General features: G+C 53.8%; 14 protein-coding genes and 1 pseudogene. 6 read left to right on the forward strand and 9 right to left on the reverse strand.

The annotated features are described in order from the left end of the window. Positions 1 to 96: 96 nt before the first annotated feature. The 7 genes from selB to fdnG all read right to left on the reverse strand — a co-directional run bounded on the left by selB (position 97) and on the right by fdnG (position 9,535). Positions 97 to 1,953, reverse strand: coding sequence for a selenocysteine-specific translation elongation factor (selB, locus tag PMPD1_RS00470; RefSeq protein WP_173632207.1), 1,857 nt, complete (start codon positions 1,951 to 1,953; stop codon positions 97 to 99). Beyond that, a complete protein-coding gene (selA, locus tag PMPD1_RS00475) occupies positions 1,950 to 3,329 on the reverse strand; it encodes an L-seryl-tRNA(Sec) selenium transferase (protein ID WP_173632208.1) in 1,380 nt (459 codons plus the stop codon). The genes selB and selA overlap by 4 nt, the downstream gene beginning before the upstream one ends. A 14-nt stretch (positions 3,330 to 3,343) precedes the next feature. Then, a complete protein-coding gene (locus PMPD1_RS00480; protein WP_173632209.1) occupies positions 3,344 to 3,955 on the reverse strand; it encodes a glutathione S-transferase in 612 nt (203 codons plus the stop codon). Positions 3,956 to 4,017: 62 nt separating this feature from the next. Beyond that, entirely contained in the window at positions 4,018 to 4,944 is a 927-nt protein-coding gene (fdhE, locus tag PMPD1_RS00485; RefSeq protein ID WP_173632210.1) for a formate dehydrogenase accessory protein FdhE, read from the reverse strand. After that, complete coding sequence (fdoI, locus tag PMPD1_RS00490; RefSeq protein ID WP_173632211.1) at positions 4,944 to 5,591, reverse strand: formate dehydrogenase cytochrome b556 subunit; 648 nt, start codon at positions 5,589 to 5,591, stop codon at positions 4,944 to 4,946. The genes fdhE and fdoI overlap by 1 nt, the downstream gene beginning before the upstream one ends. Continuing rightward, positions 5,588 to 6,475 carry a formate dehydrogenase subunit beta gene (fdxH, locus tag PMPD1_RS00495; RefSeq protein WP_173632212.1) on the reverse strand — a complete coding sequence of 296 codons (888 nt, stop codon included), beginning with the start codon at positions 6,473 to 6,475 and terminating at the stop codon, positions 5,588 to 5,590. Before fdxH ends, fdoI begins: the two co-directional genes overlap by 4 nt. A gap of 12 nt (positions 6,476 to 6,487) precedes the next feature. Further along, positions 6,488 to 9,535 carry a formate dehydrogenase-N subunit alpha gene (fdnG, locus tag PMPD1_RS00500; RefSeq protein ID WP_173632213.1) on the reverse strand — a complete coding sequence of 1,016 codons (3,048 nt, stop codon included), beginning with the start codon at positions 9,533 to 9,535 and terminating at the stop codon, positions 6,488 to 6,490. A gap of 214 nt (positions 9,536 to 9,749) precedes the next feature. Here fdnG and fdhD point away from each other — a divergent pair, with 214 nt between their 5' ends. Next, positions 9,750 to 10,580: a formate dehydrogenase accessory sulfurtransferase FdhD gene (fdhD, locus tag PMPD1_RS00505; protein ID WP_173632214.1), complete on the forward strand. Its 831-nt coding sequence runs from the start codon at positions 9,750 to 9,752 to the stop codon at positions 10,578 to 10,580. Between the two features lies 1 nt (position 10,581). Here fdhD and PMPD1_RS00510 read toward each other — a convergent pair whose 3' ends face one another. Further along, complete coding sequence (locus PMPD1_RS00510) at positions 10,582 to 11,361, reverse strand: DeoR/GlpR family DNA-binding transcription regulator (RefSeq protein ID WP_173632215.1); 780 nt, start codon at positions 11,359 to 11,361, stop codon at positions 10,582 to 10,584. A gap of 197 nt (positions 11,362 to 11,558) precedes the next feature. On the opposite strand from PMPD1_RS00510, the gene PMPD1_RS00515 reads away from it, so the two are divergent. The 4 genes and pseudogenes from PMPD1_RS00515 (at position 11,559) to PMPD1_RS00530 (ending at position 15,364) form a co-directional block, all read left to right on the forward strand. Continuing rightward, complete coding sequence (locus PMPD1_RS00515) at positions 11,559 to 12,899, forward strand: aspartate aminotransferase family protein (protein ID WP_173632216.1); 1,341 nt, start codon at positions 11,559 to 11,561, stop codon at positions 12,897 to 12,899. A 227-nt stretch (positions 12,900 to 13,126) separates the two neighbouring features. Next, positions 13,127 to 13,744: a superoxide dismutase [Mn] gene (sodA, locus tag PMPD1_RS00520; protein WP_173632217.1), complete on the forward strand. Its 618-nt coding sequence runs from the start codon at positions 13,127 to 13,129 to the stop codon at positions 13,742 to 13,744. Positions 13,745 to 14,056: 312 nt separating this feature from the next. After that, positions 14,057 to 14,517: pseudogene (locus PMPD1_RS00525) on the forward strand (Hcp family type VI secretion system effector). A 13-nt stretch (positions 14,518 to 14,530) separates the two neighbouring features. Beyond that, positions 14,531 to 15,364, forward strand: coding sequence for a DUF4225 domain-containing protein (locus tag PMPD1_RS00530; protein WP_173632218.1), 834 nt, complete (start codon positions 14,531 to 14,533; stop codon positions 15,362 to 15,364). Here PMPD1_RS00530 and PMPD1_RS00535 read toward each other — a convergent pair. Next, the gene (locus PMPD1_RS00535) at positions 15,361 to 15,729 is read right to left on the reverse strand and encodes a hypothetical protein (RefSeq protein ID WP_173632219.1); all 369 of its coding nucleotides are present in this window, start codon (positions 15,727 to 15,729) and stop codon (positions 15,361 to 15,363) included. The genes PMPD1_RS00530 and PMPD1_RS00535 overlap by 4 nt on opposite strands. 445 nt (positions 15,730 to 16,174) lie before the next feature. Here PMPD1_RS00535 and PMPD1_RS00540 point away from each other — a divergent pair, with 445 nt between their 5' ends. After that, positions 16,175 to 17,128 carry a VirK/YbjX family protein gene (locus tag PMPD1_RS00540; protein WP_173632220.1) on the forward strand — a complete coding sequence of 318 codons (954 nt, stop codon included), beginning with the start codon at positions 16,175 to 16,177 and terminating at the stop codon, positions 17,126 to 17,128. Positions 17,129 to 17,131 lie beyond the last annotated feature (3 nt).

Below are 17,131 nucleotides of genomic sequence, written 5' to 3' on the forward strand. Positions count from 1 at the left end.
AGTGATGCATCCATTTTATTTTCCGAATCCCTATTTCCGTTCAGCACAGCATAGGGATAGCGCAAGGTTCAGACAAACGGCATAGGCAAGAAAGTGTTAATCGTCACATTTTCCCCCTGGAAACAGAGAATTATCGCGTAACAGGTGCGTGTTGCCTTGCCGCCGGGTAAAACCACTGCGATCGAAAAATTCGAGGATCTGTACCGCGATTTTTCGTCCGGTGCCGAGTTCGGTGCGGAAATCGGCGGCGCGGGTATTGCCGCCTTGCGCCGCGCGCTGGCGTATTAGATCGGCAAAGATCTGAATCTGCTGGCTGCGGTAATAACGATCGCGCACCACCGCCGTGACGTAGCCGAGTTGCGCGGCGGTACGCAGTAGATGGCGTACCGTCTCCTCCGGCTCTTGTAAGGCGGCGGCGAGATCGCGTACCCACCAGGGTTCCGCGTCAAACAACGCTTCCGCGCGCTGCCAGAGCGCCTCTTCTTGTGGCGTGAAGGCGATGTTAAACGTGGGCAGATGCAGCCAGCCACCACTATTGGCAAGGCTCTTGTCCGCTACCATACTGTTGATCAGCGACATCACCAGCGCGGCAGGCTGATGCGGTAGCGCCATACGGCGCAAACGATCGCCGCCTACGCCCGGTTGGTCGTTATGGTTATGATGAAAACTCTCAAGCGTAGCGGCCAGCCGTGCTTTCCACTCGTGCGCGGTTTCGCCCGGAATCAGGTAATCATCCGCCTGTATGGGGTTTAATGCGCTTATTCGTTGCGCCAGCGCGCTGGCGGTAAGTTGCCGCGACCAGGCAAGATCATCAATATGCCACGGCTGCTGTTGGAGATAGAGGCGCAAAACCTCGGCATCATCTTTGGCTTGCGCCAGTTGATGCAGCCATTGCAAGGTATCCGGCTGGCGTTTACCGCGCTTCGGCGGCGAGAGCAATATCACGCGCGCGGCCGCCAACGTTTGGCGCGCGTTAATATCACGCAGGATCAACCGGTCGTTATCCGCCAACCATAGCGGCTCGTCCAAGACTAACTCCGCCAGACAGCCTTCCAGCAACGAAACGCGCCCGGTGATATGGCGCGCGGCATGGTGAATATGCAGCGGCTGCCACTGTTTTAGCGGTTGTAGTGACTCAAGCGCGACAATTACACGCTCGCTGCCACTCTCACGGCGGTTTTCCAGTAGCCAGGCGCCGCGCGTCACCTCGGCTTTGGCGATGTCACCGGTCAGATTGAGCGCAATACGCTGACCGCCGTGCGCATCATGGGCAGGCTGATTTTGCGCGTGTATACCGCGCACGCGCACTGCACGGTTAGCACCGGTTAGCCACAGATGATCGCCGACCCGCACCTCGCCATCCAGCGCGGTACCGGTGACTACCAGCCCGGCGCCGTTGATGGTGAAGGCGCGGTCGATCGCTAAGCGAAAACGCCGCTCCGCCGTGCGTATCCGTTCCGGCAACTGACTTAAATGATGGCGTAATGCATCGATACCCCGCCCGTCCGCTACGCTGGTGACGAAGCAATCCACCGTCTGCCAACCGGCCTGCTGCGTGAGTTGTCGCACCTGTTGCTCCAGCTCCGTGACGCGCTCGGCGGCGACACGATCGGCTTTAGTCAGCGCCACAGTCAGCGCTGGCCTGCCGATTAACTGTAATATCGCCAGATGTTCGCGCGTCTGCGCCATCATGCCATCGTCACAGGCCACCACCAGCAAAGCGCGATCAATGCCGCCGATGCCGCTTAGCATATTGGCGAGGAATTTTTCGTGGCCGGGAACATCAATAAAGCCCAGCACGCGCCCGTCGGGCTGCGGCCAGTAAGCGTAGCCGAGGTCAATCGTCATCCCGCGCCGTTTTTCTTCTGGCAGACGGTCGGCATTAACGCCGGTAATCGCCTGTAGCAGCGCGGTTTTGCCATGATCGACATGGCCAGCGGTGGCGATAATCATGAGGTTAAGGTCTGCACAAAGCGTGTTTCATCTTCAAGGCAGCGCAAATCTAGCCACAGACGCTGCTCCTGAATACGTCCGATCACCGGCATCGCCAGCCGCCGCCACCGTTGCGCCAACGCATTCAGGGTACTGCCGCGCCCATCTTTGGCGCGGAAGGTAATGGCATAACCGGGCAAACGGTCGACCGGTAGCGATCCACTGCCGATTTGTGACCAACAGGGGGCGATTTCTAGCGAAAAATGCGCATCGTAGGCCGGTTGCAGTTGCGGCAATAGGCGTTCGGCCTGGCATAACATCTCCTGCGCCGGGCGGGTTAACAGGCGTAGCGTCGGGAGGTTTTGCCGCAATAACTCCGGCTGACGATAGAGTTTCAATGTTGCCTCCAGCGCCGCCAGCGTCATTTTATCGACGCGTAACGCGCGTTTGAGCGGATGCTGTTGTAGTTTGGCGATCAGGGCTTTTTTTCCGACAATAATCCCGGCCTGTGGGCCGCCGAGCAGTTTATCGCCGGAGAAACTGACCAGGCTGACGCCTGCGGCAATCAGTGACTGCGGCATCGGTTCGGCGGGGAGCTGGTACTGACGCAGATCGAGCAGTGAACCGCTGCCGAGATCGGTAACCACCGGCAGGCCCACCTGGTTACCCAGCGCAACCAGTTCGGCCTCATCGACTGTTTTGGTAAAACCGGCAATCTGGTAATTACTGGTATGGACCTTCATCAACAGGCCGCTGTTGTCGCTCAGCGCCTGACGGTAATCTTTCAGATGGGTACGGTTGGTGGTTCCTACTTCCACCAACTGGCACCCGGCCTGGCGCATCACGTCCGGAATGCGAAAAGCGCCGCCAATTTCCACCAACTCACCGCGTGATACCACCACTTCTTTACCCGGCGCGAGCGCGGCCAGCATCAATAACACGGCGGCGGCGTTATTGTTGACGATACAGGCGTCTTCCGCACCGGTCAGTTCGCAGAGCAGGCTGGCTAGCGCGCGATCGCGATGACCGCGTTCCGCTTCGTCGAGCGCATATTCAAGCGTAACCGCGCCGCGCATCACGGTGCTGACCGCTTCAATCGCCGATTCAGCCAGCGGTGCTCGCCCTAAATTGGTATGAAGCACCGTGCCGGTCAAATTAAAGACTGGCCTCAGTGCGCTTTGTTGTTGCGCGGCGAGACGCGTTGCCGCCTGCTGCGCCCAGGCAGGATGCCACTTCGGCAAAGCACCCTCCTTGAGGATCGCGGTGCGAGCATCCTCCTGCATTTGCCGCAAGGTGTGTGTGACAAACTGGTGCCCGTATTGTGCGGTTAAAGCCTGAAGCGCAGGTTCGCGCAGCAGGCCGTCAATGGAGGGGAGCTGGCTAAAAAGTGTGTTCATGGCATCCGTTCAGATTAAGCGGCGGGCGGTACCGTGCGGGCAAAACTCTCACGCTGGAACATTTTCTCCACCAGCTTAACCAGCGATGGGCGGTCCACACACCAGTTTGGTACCACATGGCGAAAGTTAAGATAGCCAATAGTACAGGCGGTCGCGATATCGGCGAGAGTAATCTGTTCGCCATTTAACCACTGACCTTTGGCTGCTTCCTGTTCAAGCGCATCCAGCCCACGGCGGATTTTTTCGCGCTGGCGCAGCAGTTCAGTTTCCGATTGTTGTTCTGCCGGGCGCAGTTGTTCCCGTACGATAATCAGCGCCGAGTCACATACGCCGTCCGCCAACGCTTCCAACTGGCGCACTTTTATGGCTTGCAGCGCGTCTTCCGGCAGTAGTTTGGGCGTGGCGTCTTGCGCATCCAGCCAGGCGGCAATGATCGGAGAGTCATACCAGGCTTCGCCGCTGTCATCAACCAGCGCGGGGACTTTACCTAACGGATTGTACTGCGGTACGTGGCTTTCATCGGGCCACGGCGATTCGTTGACGAATTCGAAAGTCAGGCCTTTTTCCAGCAAAATGACCGAAATTTTCCGCACATAGGGGCTGGTATAACTGCCGATTAATTTCATTCCGTGGGCTCCGTGGTTGGGGTACTGAAATCAACGCGCCGGCCTAACCGACGCTCAGGTGACTATTCGCCCGGAAATAAAAACGGATTAAGGCTACTGCGGGCAAACCCTTCTTGCTCCATACGTGCATCAAGCACCAGCGAGGCCAGATCGTCAGCCACCGGTTCAACCGCCGGGTCTTTTTCCTGATACAGCATTTTCAGATAGGTGCCGCAATCGCCGCAGCTTTCCGCTTTAACCGGGGCGTTTTCACTGTCCAGCGACCAATAATGGAGATCGCGTGTTTGTTCACAGTTACTGCACTTGGCACGTACAACATACCATTCACTTTCGCACAAATTACAGTGCAAATAACGCAGCCCGCCGTTTTGCGCGCCCATATGAACGATGCTGGTAACCGGCACGCTTCCGCAGACCGGGCAAAACTGTCGCTGTTCGCCATATTCCGCACGGGCTTTTCCGGGGATCAGCGCCGCCATTTGCGCCCAATAGATGGATAGCGCGGCCCAAATAAATGGGGCGGTATCGCTATTGACGCGGGCGAACTCATTGGCGAACAGCGCGTTGGCCATATCGTCCAGTTCCTGCACCGAGGCTTTTTCCAGATTCTCCAGCACCGACAAGGCCTGACCGCTCATTTCCGGTTTCAGCTCGGCGATCAGCGAATGCAGCAAACGCTGCCAGTGGGCGTCACGCGGCAGGGTGTGGATATCGAGCGGCGGCTTGCCGTTAGCGGCGGTTTCCACTAAGCGTGCGTGTAAATCCATCTGTAAAGGATGGTCATACAGCACAATTTCCTGCGCCGCAGCGATGGTTGCCGCAAAGCGTAAATAGTCGCCGAGCGGGTTTTTTTCCGCCAACTGGCGCAGGCGCGCGGCGCGGCGGCTATACAAATTTTTCAGGCGTGGGAAAAGTAACGGCGGAATCATCTCCGCCGTTTTTTTATCGCTCTTTTCCAACTGCTCTTGCGGAATAATGCGAATACTCATCAGGGTCGTTTTTCCTGTTGTTTCGGGCGGCTCTGCTGTGCAACAGCACGATACCAGCGCGGATGGTGCTTCTTAGCCCAGGCCGACGTGACCCAACCTTCCACCATCGCGGTGATGGTACCTTTTACCCACAGCGCGGCATAGATGTGGATCATGATCACGATGATCAGGCCCACCGCCGCAAAAGAGTGCGCCATTAAGGCCAGGCGAATCAGTGGGATGGGGAACGCGCCGGCAAACCACGGACGCCAAATCACAATCCCACTGGCTAACAACAGCAACAAGCTGAAGATCGCCGCCCAGAATACGCACTTCTGCCCGAAATTATAGCGCCCGGTATCGCCGACCTCTTCATTTTGGGCAATTTTATGGATATTTTTTGCCCAAATAATATCTTCGCGGTCAATAAGGTTATGTTTCCAGTAGCGAAAAAACATAATCAAAAATGCCGCGAACATAATGACACCGACAAACGGATGCAGGATACGCGCCAGTTGCGGCGTACCCAGCACATTCATCAGCCAGTTGAAAGAGGGGAAGAAAAAGCCCAGCCCGCTCAGCGCGGCAAAAACAAAGCAGAACGCGACAATCCAGTGATTGATACGTTCCGGCGCGCTGTAGCGTACAATGCGTTCGCGCTTTTTCATGGTTTGCGCTCCTCTTCTTCCTCGTCTTCATCAACCCGGTTCGGCCCAATACCTACGTAGTGGAAGACACTGGCGGCAAAGGTTGCCGCGAAGCCAAGGGCGGCCAGCGGTTTCCAGACGCCTTTCCAGAAGGTGACGGTTGGGCTGATACTCGGGTTATCCGGTAAACCGTGATACAACTGCGGTTTATTGGCGTGGTGCAACACATACATCACGTGGGTGCCGCCAACGCCTTCCGGATCGTAGAGCCCGGCGTTTTGGTAACCGCGCGTTTTTAGCTCGGTAACCCGATCGGCCGCGCGTTGTTTCATATCCTCTTTGGTGCCGAAATGAATAGCGCCGGTTGGACAGGTTTTCACACAGGCCGGTTCCTGACCGACGGTGACACGATCGACGCACAACGTGCATTTATACACGCGGTTATCGTCTTTATTCAGCCGCGGCACGTCAAACGGACAACCCGCGATGCAATAGCCGCAACCAATGCAATGTTCGGATTGAAAATCAACAATGCCGTTTGCATACTGAATAATCGCGCCTTCCGATGGACAGGCTTTCAGGCAACCCGGATCCGCGCAGTGCATACAGCCATCTTTGCGGATTAACCACTCCAGCTTGCCATTTTCTTCCACCTCGGAAAAACGCATTACCGTCCAGGATTTAGCGGTCAAATCGGCGGGGTTGTCATACACCCCGACGTTATGCCCCACCTCATCACGGATGTCATTCCATTCGGAACAGGCCACCTGACAGGCTTTGCAGCCGATACAGGTGGTAACATCGATCAGTTTTGCCACTTCTTCCTGATGGTTTCGCGCCTGCGGAGCAGGCGTAAAACCGTTGGTTGCTGAGCGGCGGATAATGTCTTGCGATTGATAAGCCATGAACAGCCTCCGCTACACTTTTTCCACGTTAACCAGGAACGCCTTGAACTCTGGCGTTTGCGTATTGGCGTCACCGACGAACGGTGTCAATGTATTGGCGATAAAGCCTTTTTTCGCCACACCCTGATAACCCCAGTGAATCGGGATACCAATGGTGTCGACCTGCTGGCCGTTAACATTCAGCGTGCGGATACGTTTGGTGACCACCGCTTTGGCTTTGATAAAGCCGCGATTGGAGCTCACTTTAACCGTATCACCCTGCACAATGCCCAATTTACCCGCCAGTTTTTCGCCAATCTCGACAAACTGTTCCGGCTGCGCGATGGCGTTAAGCAGCGCGTGTTTGGTCCAGAAGTGGAAATGTTCGGTCAGGCGATAGGTGGTGCCGACGTAAGGGAATTGCTCGGCTTTACCCATTGCTTCCAGATCGCTTTTAAACACGCGTGCTGCTGGGTTCGAAATCACTTTCGGATGCAGCGGGTTGGTGCCTAACGGTGTTTCAAACGGCTCGTAGTGTTCCGGGAACGGGCCTTCCGCCATCTTATCCAGCGCAAACAGGCGGCCCATCCCTTCCGGCTGCATGATAAATGGCCCGACGTCACTACCTGGCGCGGCGGTGCTGTAGTCCGGAATATCCTGTCCACTCCACTTAGCGCCATCCCAGTGCAGCAAGGCGCGTTTCGGATCCCAGGGTTTACCCTGCGGGTCGGCGGATGCGCGGTTATACAGAATGCGGCGGTTCAACGGCCATGCCCATGTCCAATTGAGCGTATTGCCCAACCCGGACGGGTCGGTGTTATCGCGCCGTGCCATCTGGTTACCTTCCGGCGTCCAGCTCCCGGCGAAGATCCAGCAGCCGCTTGAAGTGGTGCCATCATCACGTAGATGAGCAAAGGTGCTCAACTGCTGGCCTTTTTTCGCCAACACCACGCCTTTATCATCGACGATATCCGCCAGCGCTTTACCGTTGCTCTCCATTGCCACCTCTTCCGAAGCCGGGTTCTCCGGCGTCAGGAAGTTCCAGGTCATATTCAGTACCGGCTCCGGCGTGGCGCCGCCTTCGTTGGCGTACATCTCACGCAGACGCAGATAGATGCCGGCGAGGATTTCGCCATCATTCAGCGCTTCGCCTGGCGCATCCGCGCCTTTCCAGTGCCACTGTAGCCAGCGCGCGGAGTTAACAATGGAGCCGTTCTCTTCCGCAAAGCAGGTGGAGGGCAGACGGAACACTTCGGTCTGAATCGTGGCCGGATCGACGTCGTTAAATTCACCGTGATTCTGCCAGAAGGTCGACGTTTCGGTATTTAACGGGTCGATAGTGACAAAGTATTTCAGCTTCGACAGCGAGGCGATCACCTTCGCCTTGTTCGGGAAGGAAGCCACCGGGTTGAAACCCTGACACAGATAGCCGTTTACCTTGCCCTGCGACATCATGTCGAAATACTGCAATACGTCGTAGCTCTTATCCCATTTTGGTAGCCAGTCGAAGCCCCAATCATTCTCTTTCTGCGCTTTATCGCCGTAGAACGCTTTCATCATACTTACGAAGAATTTCGGGTAGTTGCTCCAGTAGTTTACCTGGCCGGGCAAGGTCGGTTTAGGCGTATTGGCCGTGAGATAGGTTTGCAGATCGGCCTGTTTATCCGACGGCAAGGTCATGTAACCGGGCAGACTCTGCGAGAGCAAACCGAGGTCGGTTAAACCCTGAATATTGGAGTGGCCGCGTAGGGCGTTTACGCCGCCGCCCGCCATGCCCATATTGCCGAGCAGTAGCTGGATCATCGCCATGGTACGAATGTTCTGCGCGCCAACCGAGTGCTGCGTCCAGCCGAGCGCGTAGAGGAACGACGCGGTACGGTCGTGCGCACTGGTTTCGCCCAGCAATTCGCACACCTGTAGGAAATCCGCCTTCGGCGTACCACAGATATTTTCGACCACGTCTGGCGTATAGCGGCTGACGTGCGTTTTCAGCAGGTTCCACACGCAACGCGGATGCGCCAGCGTCAGATCGCGTTTGGCGAAGCCGTTTTCATCCAGTTCATAGTTCCAACTGGTTTTGTCGTAGCTACGGGTGGCTTCGTCATAGCCGCTGAACAAGCCATCATCAAAACGAAAATCATCGCGGACGATCAGGCTCGCATTGGTATAGGCCTCAACGTATTCACGGTTGATTTTGTTATGGTTGATCAGGTACAGCAGGACGCCTGACAAGAAGGCAATGTCAGTACCGGAACGAATTGGCGTATAAAAGTCCGCCACCGATGCAGTACGCGTAAAGCGCGGATCGATGACAATCAATTTGGCACGGTTATGGATTTTGGCTTCCATCGCCCAGCGGAACCCCACCGGATGCGCTTCTGCCGCATTACCGCCCATAACAATAATCAGGTTCGCATTTCGAATATCAACCCAGTGGTTGGTCATCGCACCGCGACCAAAAGATGGAGCAAGACTTGCTACCGTTGGTCCGTGTCAGACGCGCGCCTGGTTATCGACGGCTAACATGCCGAGCGATCGAGTGAATTTCTGCGTTAAATAGCCGGTTTCGTTACTGGAGGCGGAGGCACACAAAATACCGGTGCTGAGCCAGCGGTTAACCGTGACGCCCGCCGGGTTTTTGGCGATGAAGTTAGCATCGCGATCCGCTTTCATCAGTTTGGCGATGCGGGTAAAGGCATCATCCCAGCTAATACGTTGCCATTTATCTGAGCCTGGCGCGCGATATTCAGGGTATTTTAGTCGGCTTTCACTGTGAACAAAATCCAGCAATCCTGCGCCTTTCGGGCACAGCGCACCGCGGCTAACCGGGTGATCCGGATCCCCTTCAATATGGAAAATAGACTGTTTGGCATTTTCTGCGCCGTCGCCGAGGCTGTACATCAACAGACCACAGCCAACCGAGCAATACGTACAGGTGTTACGGGTTTCACGGGCACGCAGTAATTTATATTGCCGCGTTTCCGCTAGCGCGACCTCGGGCATAAAGCCCAGCGCTGCTGCCGTGGTGCCTGCCATACCGCCCGCGCAGATTTTGAAGAACTTTCTTCTGCTGACTTGCATGGTAATTCCTTGTTTTTTCGACATTGCTCTGGCTATCCATCAACAGTGATAGCACCGGTTATTATCGTCTTCTTTCGGGCGCGCACTACTATGGCTAAACGGGTCTGGCAAAATTTTTTGCGGTGCGCCCGGCATCGGTTCAGAATTAGCAACCGAGGTGAGTATTAATACTACCACCAGCCAGGTGGTTTTGTTGTCAGCAGGTGGTTAATAAGTGAAAAAAATAGATCAGAAAACTGCCGTAAATGTGAACAATCTCTCAGGCGTAAGCGAAACACAGGTGTGGCAACGCGCCGCTTTGTCGACCTCGCAACCCGACTGGCTGGCGGAAGAAGTCGCCGTGGCGTTGGTCTATAACGGGATTTCGCATGTGGTGATGATGGCAACGCCAAAAGATTTAGAGGCATTTGCGATTGGGTTCTCACTCTCTGAAGGAATTATTGATTCGCCGCGTGATATTTTCGGTATTGATGTGGTGCCGTCTTGCCACGGGATTGAAGTGCAGATTGAACTCTCCAGCCGCCGCTTTATGGGGTTAAAAGCTCGGCGTCGTGCTATGGCGGGCCGCACCGGCTGCGGTATTTGCGGCGTGGAGCAGTTGGATGAAATTGGCAAGCCGGTGCCGCCATTGCCGTTTACCCAATCTTTTGATTTAGGGTGGTTGGATACCGCGTTGCAACAGCTCAACGACTATCAGCCGGTTGGCAAACTTACCGGGTGTACCCATGCCGCAGCGTGGATAGCTAGCGATGGGCAGATTACCGGCGGTTATGAGGATGTTGGGCGGCATGTCGCGCTGGATAAATTGCTGGGTTACCGCAGTCAGCAGCCGTGGCATGACGGTGCGGTGCTGGTTTCCAGCCGCGCCAGCTATGAAATGGTGCAAAAATCGGTGATGTGCGGCGTTGAAATTTTGTTTGCGGTATCTGCCGCGACCCAACTGGCGGTAGAGGTTGCACAACGTAGCAACCTTACATTGGTCGGTTTTAGTAAACCCGGCCGCGCCACGGTGTATACCCATCCACAACGACTGAGCAGTAAATAAGTTACGCTAACACGACTTCTGGTAGAGCAAGACGCAGGGCCGCCAGCGCCGGGTTCTGCCCGGCATCAGCATCGGTGATCAGCACATCGATCTCGCGCGGCGTGGCATACAAACTACGGCTGACAATACCCAGTTTACTATGGTCTGCCAGTATTATCAGTTGAGTGGCCTGTTGCGTCATGGCACGGGCAATGGCGGCTTCATGCGGCTGAAAACTGCTGGCGCCGCTATTGGCATCGATACCCACCGGCGAAAGCAGAGCAATATCCGCCCGATAGCGATAAATTTCCCCCATGGTTTGTTCACCACGCGTTTGCTGCGCGCCAGCGGTCATCATGCCGCCAATCAGGATCACCTGATTATTGAGGTGTTCATCTTCTTCCGCCGCCGTCAGCTTTAACGCGGCCTGTAGACTATTGGTGATCACTGTTAGCCCCGACATTGAGCGCATCTCATCCGCCAGCAGAGTGGTGGTGCTGCCCCCATCCAAAAACACGGTTTGGCCAGCGTGTAGGTGCTGTACTGCGGCGCGGGCGATTGCACGTTTTTCTTTCGCCATTGCGGCGTGGCGTACTGCCAGTGGCGGCTCGGTATGTCGGTTTCCTACCGCAATCAGGCCGCCATGCACACGGCGTGCGACGCCGAGCGCCTCCAGTTCAATAATGTCGCGGCGCGCGGTTTCTCGTGAAATGCCTAATTCTTTGATAATACGTTCAGTGCTGACCTGATGAAGGGTAGTAAGCAGTGCGCGAATGCGGTGTAAACGGGTTTCCTGCAACATAAACTTTTCCGGCAAGGCAGCGATAAAGTGAAACGAAACTCTACCATAGTGGAGAATCACGCCAACCGCATGTGTATTTTGTTGTATTTGTGCATTTGGTTGCTTTTTTGCCGAAATGCGCCATCATAAGCGCATACCGTATACTTTCTGAACATCCGTTCGTCAGACCACTACGCCTTTTCGTCACGGGAGTCATCATGGCTACACGCTCGACCATTATGGATACCAACAGTTTTCGCGCCGAACACGCCGCCGGTTTAGATGCGAATCTACGCAAATTGACCGATAAACGCCAGAAATTGCTCGGCGAGTCTTATCGCCTGTTTTATCGCAAACCGGTGCATTTGGTGCGCGGCGAGGGGCAATATCTATGGGACGCGGCTGGCGAGAAGTATCTGGACGTGTATAACAACGTGGCGAGTATCGGTCACTGCCACCCGGCGGTGATTGAGGCGGTGCATCAACAGATGCAACGGTTAAACACCCATACGCGATATTTGCACGAGGCGATTCTTGACTATTCGGAGGCGTTACTGGCGACCATGCCTGCGGCGATCGACCGCGCGATGTATATGTGTACCGGATCTGAAGCGAATGATTTAGCCATTCGCGTGGCGCGTGCCTACAGCGGCGGTAGCGGTATTATTGTCAGCCAGGAAGCCTATCATGGCACCAGCGAGTTAACCTCGGGCGTGTCGCCGGCGCTGGGCAGCGGGCAACCGTTAGCCGCCACTACGCGCCTCGTTCCGCCGCCGGACCGCTACCGTGTTAACGCGCCCGATTTGGGCACCTGGTTCGCCACGCAGATTCAGCGGCAAATTGATGATATGCAGGCGCACGGCATCAAGTTCGCCGGTTTTCTGGCAGACTCTATTTTCTCCTCCGACGGTGTATTGCCCGATCCGCGCGGCTTTTTGCAGCAGGCGATTGAGGTGGTGCATAACAATGGCGGCATCTTTATTGCCGATGAAGTTCAGCCTGGTTTCGGACGGACCGGCGAGGCATTCTGGGGGTTTGCGCGCCATGGCGTGGTGCCTGATATTGTGACTACCGGCAAACCGATGGGGAACGGCATTCCGGTCTCCGGCCTGCTGGCGAAAAGCGAAGTGCTCGCTGCCTTTAGCGATGCGATCCCCTATTTCAATACTTTCGGCGGGAACCCGGTGTCAATGGCCGCCGCGCAGGCGGTGCTGAAGGTTATTCATGAAGAGCAGTTGCAGGAACATAGCCGGGTAGTCGGTGCCAAACTGCTGGCCGAACTGAAGACGCTGATGGATAAATATGACTGCGTTGGCGATGTGCGCGGCGCCGGTTTGTTTATTGGCTTTGAGCTGGTGGCGGATCGCGAGAATAAAACGCCGGACAAAGCGCTGGCGCTGGATGTGGTTGAGCAATTGCGCGATAACCATGTGCTAACCTCGGTTGCCGGGCCTTATGGCAATGTTCTGAAACTGCGCCCGCCTCTCGCTTTTCAGGAGCAGGATATTGATTGGTTGGTGGGCGCGCTGGACAGGTCGTTAGCCGCGCTGGGTCGTTAAACGTATGCGACTTTACGCACCAGCCCCCTTGCGTTGTATGAAATGGCCCCCATGTAAGAAAGTGGTTGAGAATTAAGGGCTATGCTTTGCCGTGAGGTGAAAAACCTTATGATGTTAAGGGCATTGATTAACCTTTTCCCAATGGTTTATTTAACTATAATGATCCAACTGCTTACGCGGTAGCGACAAAATTAACCTGCCGCCCAACATTATTGGAGATGATGAACATGAGTTATTCACTGCCATCCCTGCCTTACGCTTATGACGCACTGGAACCGCATTTCGACAAGCAGACGATGGAAATCCATCACACCAAACACCATCAGACTTACGTCAACAACGCGAATGCCGCGTTGGAAGGGACTGAGTTCGCTAACCTGCCGGTTGATGAGCTACTCACCAAACTGGATCAGGTTCCGGCCGATAAGAAAACCGTGCTGCGTAACAACGCAGGCGGCCACTCTAACCACAGCTTCTTCTGGAAAGGCCTGAAAACCGGCACCACACTGCAGGGCGACCTGAAAGCGGCCATCGAAAAAGATTTCGGTAGCGTGGATAAATTTAAAGAAGAGTTTGAAAAAGCCGCGGCGACCCGTTTCGGTTCTGGCTGGGCCTGGCTGGTTAAAAAAGGCGACAAGCTGGCGGTGGTCTCTACCGCTAACCAGGACAGCCCGCTGATGGGTGAGGCTATTTCCGGCGCTTCAGGCTACCCGATCCTCGGTCTGGATGTGTGGGAACACGCTTACTACCTGAAGTACCAGAACAAACGTCCTGACTACATCAAAGCATTCTGGAACGTGGTCAACTGGGATGAAGCGGCAGCCCGTTTCGCCTCTGCTAAGTAAACCTGGTTTACGCTGTCTTACGGCGGCGTAATCTAAGCATAAAGCCGACGGTGTTTGCCGTCGGCTTTTTATTTTTATCCCTACATATTTTTTCGGTGCCGGGTTCGTCAGCAAGGGAGAACGGAGTGCGTTCAATGAAGAACTCTGATTTTTGATTAATAAATTAATGGCTATTTAAATTGACCGTTTAGCGGTATTTACTCTTCCATTGCTTGCCAAAAGCCTGGAAGTTGGGCTGAACATTTTCGGTTGCGCCAAGACGCGAGTCGGGTAATATTTGCGGGGGAGACCATATAAACATCAGGGAATAAGATGAATAACGTTTTTTTGAAAATTGATGGTGTTGCCGGTGAATCCAGGGATTCCGCCCATAAGGGCTGGATTGACGTAGATAGCTACACATGGGGTACCCGCAGAAAGGGAGACGGCATTGGCCCCGGCAAAACGAATTACCATAATCTGTCCGTTCATTGCCAGGCGGAAAAAAGCACGCCCGGCGCACTGCTTTATGCCTCAAACGGCAACAGAATAAAAAAAGTCGAGTTGTCCGCCTGCAAGGCGGGCGGTCACAGGTTGAATATTACCGCATCACGATGGAGCACGTGATAGTCATGGAGGTGCTGCTGAGGGACAATGGCGCCTCGACCGATGTGACTTATGAATTTCAGGCTGACCGGGTTAAGTTTCAGTACTGGGAGCAAAGTACCACCGGCGGTAAAGCGGCTGAAACACGCATGGGCTGGGATATTAAAAACTCCTCGTCCTGTTTCTGAACCGGAGGAACCGATGGGAACCGCTGCTTATGCGCATCTGCGCTACGATCTCGATAGTTACATCACCGAACTCAGACGCATGGCGAACCTGGCGTCGGTGTTTCTGATAAAAGACGCCCTGATTAAAATGGATTATCTGCGAGATATTGAAAACGGGATAAGCGAATATGAGCACAGGTTTAACGCTGATATTTCCCCGGTCAGTAAGTCTTCGGTTATTAATGACCTGAAAGAGGAAGTACGATTAACCGAGCGGGAGTATCAAATCCTGCGGATGAAGGATCGTATCACCTATATAATCACGGATGTTTTTGAAGAACACGGCGTCATTAAATATGCGAAAATCGGCGGGGGTGTACTTGCCGGCTCGGCTGAAACCTGGGCCGGGCTACAACTGGTAAAAGTTGGCAGAACAATTAACGCCAGACACTTTATGGGAGTTGGCGTTGTTCTTATGAATTATGGTCTTAATAATATCTATGAATCGGCCTCTCCGATGATTTACGAGCATAAACAGGCTGGCTTTTTACGGAGTTTATACAGAAAAGCTGCAAACCTGGCAGGGCTCGGCGATGATGAGGGCGACTTTGCCTACAGTAGCGTTGAATTTTCGCTTTCTGTATACGCTGCCATACGCGCCCCGGTATTTTCTCAGAACCCGGGAAGGCTGGTAGGACGATTATTTGGCGAGAAACCGGGTACGGGAAAGCTGTTCCGATATGTTAGTAATGATTTTATTACAAAATGGTCCAGTAAAAGCGGCGAGATGAAACTCTACTTTGGTGCCAAGACTGCTTTTAGTTTTAAGGCCGAGTTCATAGATGGAGATTACAAATTCAATGACTAGAGCCGTAGCTTAAAAGCCAGTTTCATTAGCTTGAGCTCGCTTGAAATTTTTCGATGTGCATTTTTTGCTGAAGAGCGAATATCCAGAATCATGATAATCATCATGACCAGCGGCGCGAAAAGATAACTAATGTTACGAAACCAGAGAGTACCAAGGATAGTAATTATTATGGAAAGCAGGAAATATTTTGGTAATGCGAAGGCTTTCCGGGCCTCCTCTTTAATTACTTCTTCAAGCGTGAGTTCCCTGGTCAGGTTCGGATGATAGGTGCCCTTCAGTTCTTTGTAAATGCGTCTGAACCCCCAAAGCTCGCGTTTACTGAAACCCGTGGCAGATATATTCGCTTTTACTTTCTCAGATTTCATACCACCTTACTCCGATTCCTTATCCGCATCAGTCCTTACGATAAGATAGTACTATAGTGCGGCTAGTGGTGAAACCGGTTAACTTACTCTATCGACTCAGGAATGAAGTGAACAGAACAGGGCGTATCGGTAACGGATGATAAGATGTTTTAAAAAACGCCAACCTTAGAAAGCCAGCGTGACATTGACGGGTAAATCGGGCCTGCGCCTTCATGACGTTCGCCTGATGGAGCGGAGTCGTGCAGTCCGGCACATCTTCTTAACGTGCCTGTTTTGCGGGCATTGGCGGAGGGAGATGCCTCAAGGTAGAGCGCCGAAAATAATTCACGCTCGTTGATTGTTGGTTGAACTCGTCTCGCATCATCACCCTTGATATTAACCTGTCGTTGAGAATCGACGTTGTACAGTAATCCTCGTCGTCCCTCAGCCAGGTATTAATAATAATATGTCGATGATCGCTACCAATCCGACGCATGCTGCGTCGTCGGGTTTGCTTTTTCTGAATTTAATCAGCGGCAGACTAAAACCGAGTAAATTATGGCGGAGTAAGCGCTTTCGTCTTAAATTTCTATTGCGCTCTTTAGCGTTTCCGCTAACGACTTTTCATTATTTTAAATATCTGGCCGATTTGCCGGTGATGCGGCAAGCCATCACTAATCAGGGTGTGTTACCGGCAAAAATTCACCGTCCTTATTTGTGCGCGAATTTTAACGTAGAAGCGCGGGCGCGGGCGATTACCGATCACTATCTGTTTGTCCAACATGTTGAGGATCTGGCGCTACGGCAGGTACTGCAGAGCACAACGGAAACAGTGTTGGCCTCGGTCGATGGCAAAAATGGCGAGCATTTTGTTATCTCCTGTTGTTCGGGCTATTTTGATCGCGAAGGTGAGGTGACGCTGGTATTACATTATAACGAGATGACGATTGGCACCCTCTCTTTTTCTATTATTCAGGAGCAGGGAATAACCACGTTGTTTATTGGTGGCTTACAGGGGCCGCGTAAAGATATTCCCGCCGAGGTTATTCGCGAGGCGACCAAAGCCTGTTTTGGTTTATTTCCGAAGCGCTTACTGATGGAAACCCTTTTTATTTTGGTAGACCAGAGTGGAATAAAACGTATCCGTGCGGTTGGCGACTCCCAACATGTATTTCGTAGCTTGCGTTATCGGCACAGTAAAAATGATGTTTTCTTTGCCAGCTATAGCGAGTTCTGGCTAACGCTCGGCGGCGAAGCGGATGAGCAGGATGTCTTTACCTTGCCTTTATCGGTCGAACGCAAGGCGCTTGAGGACATCGCGAGTAAGAAACGCGCAGAGTATCGCCGGCGTTATGCGTTAATGGATCGCTTGCAGGCTGAGGTTCCGGCGGCGATCGGCGGGTATCCAGCCAGAGGGTAACCG

It is taken from the genome of Paramixta manurensis, assembly GCF_013285385.1.
GTDB lineage: Bacteria > Pseudomonadota > Gammaproteobacteria > Enterobacterales > Enterobacteriaceae > Paramixta > Paramixta manurensis.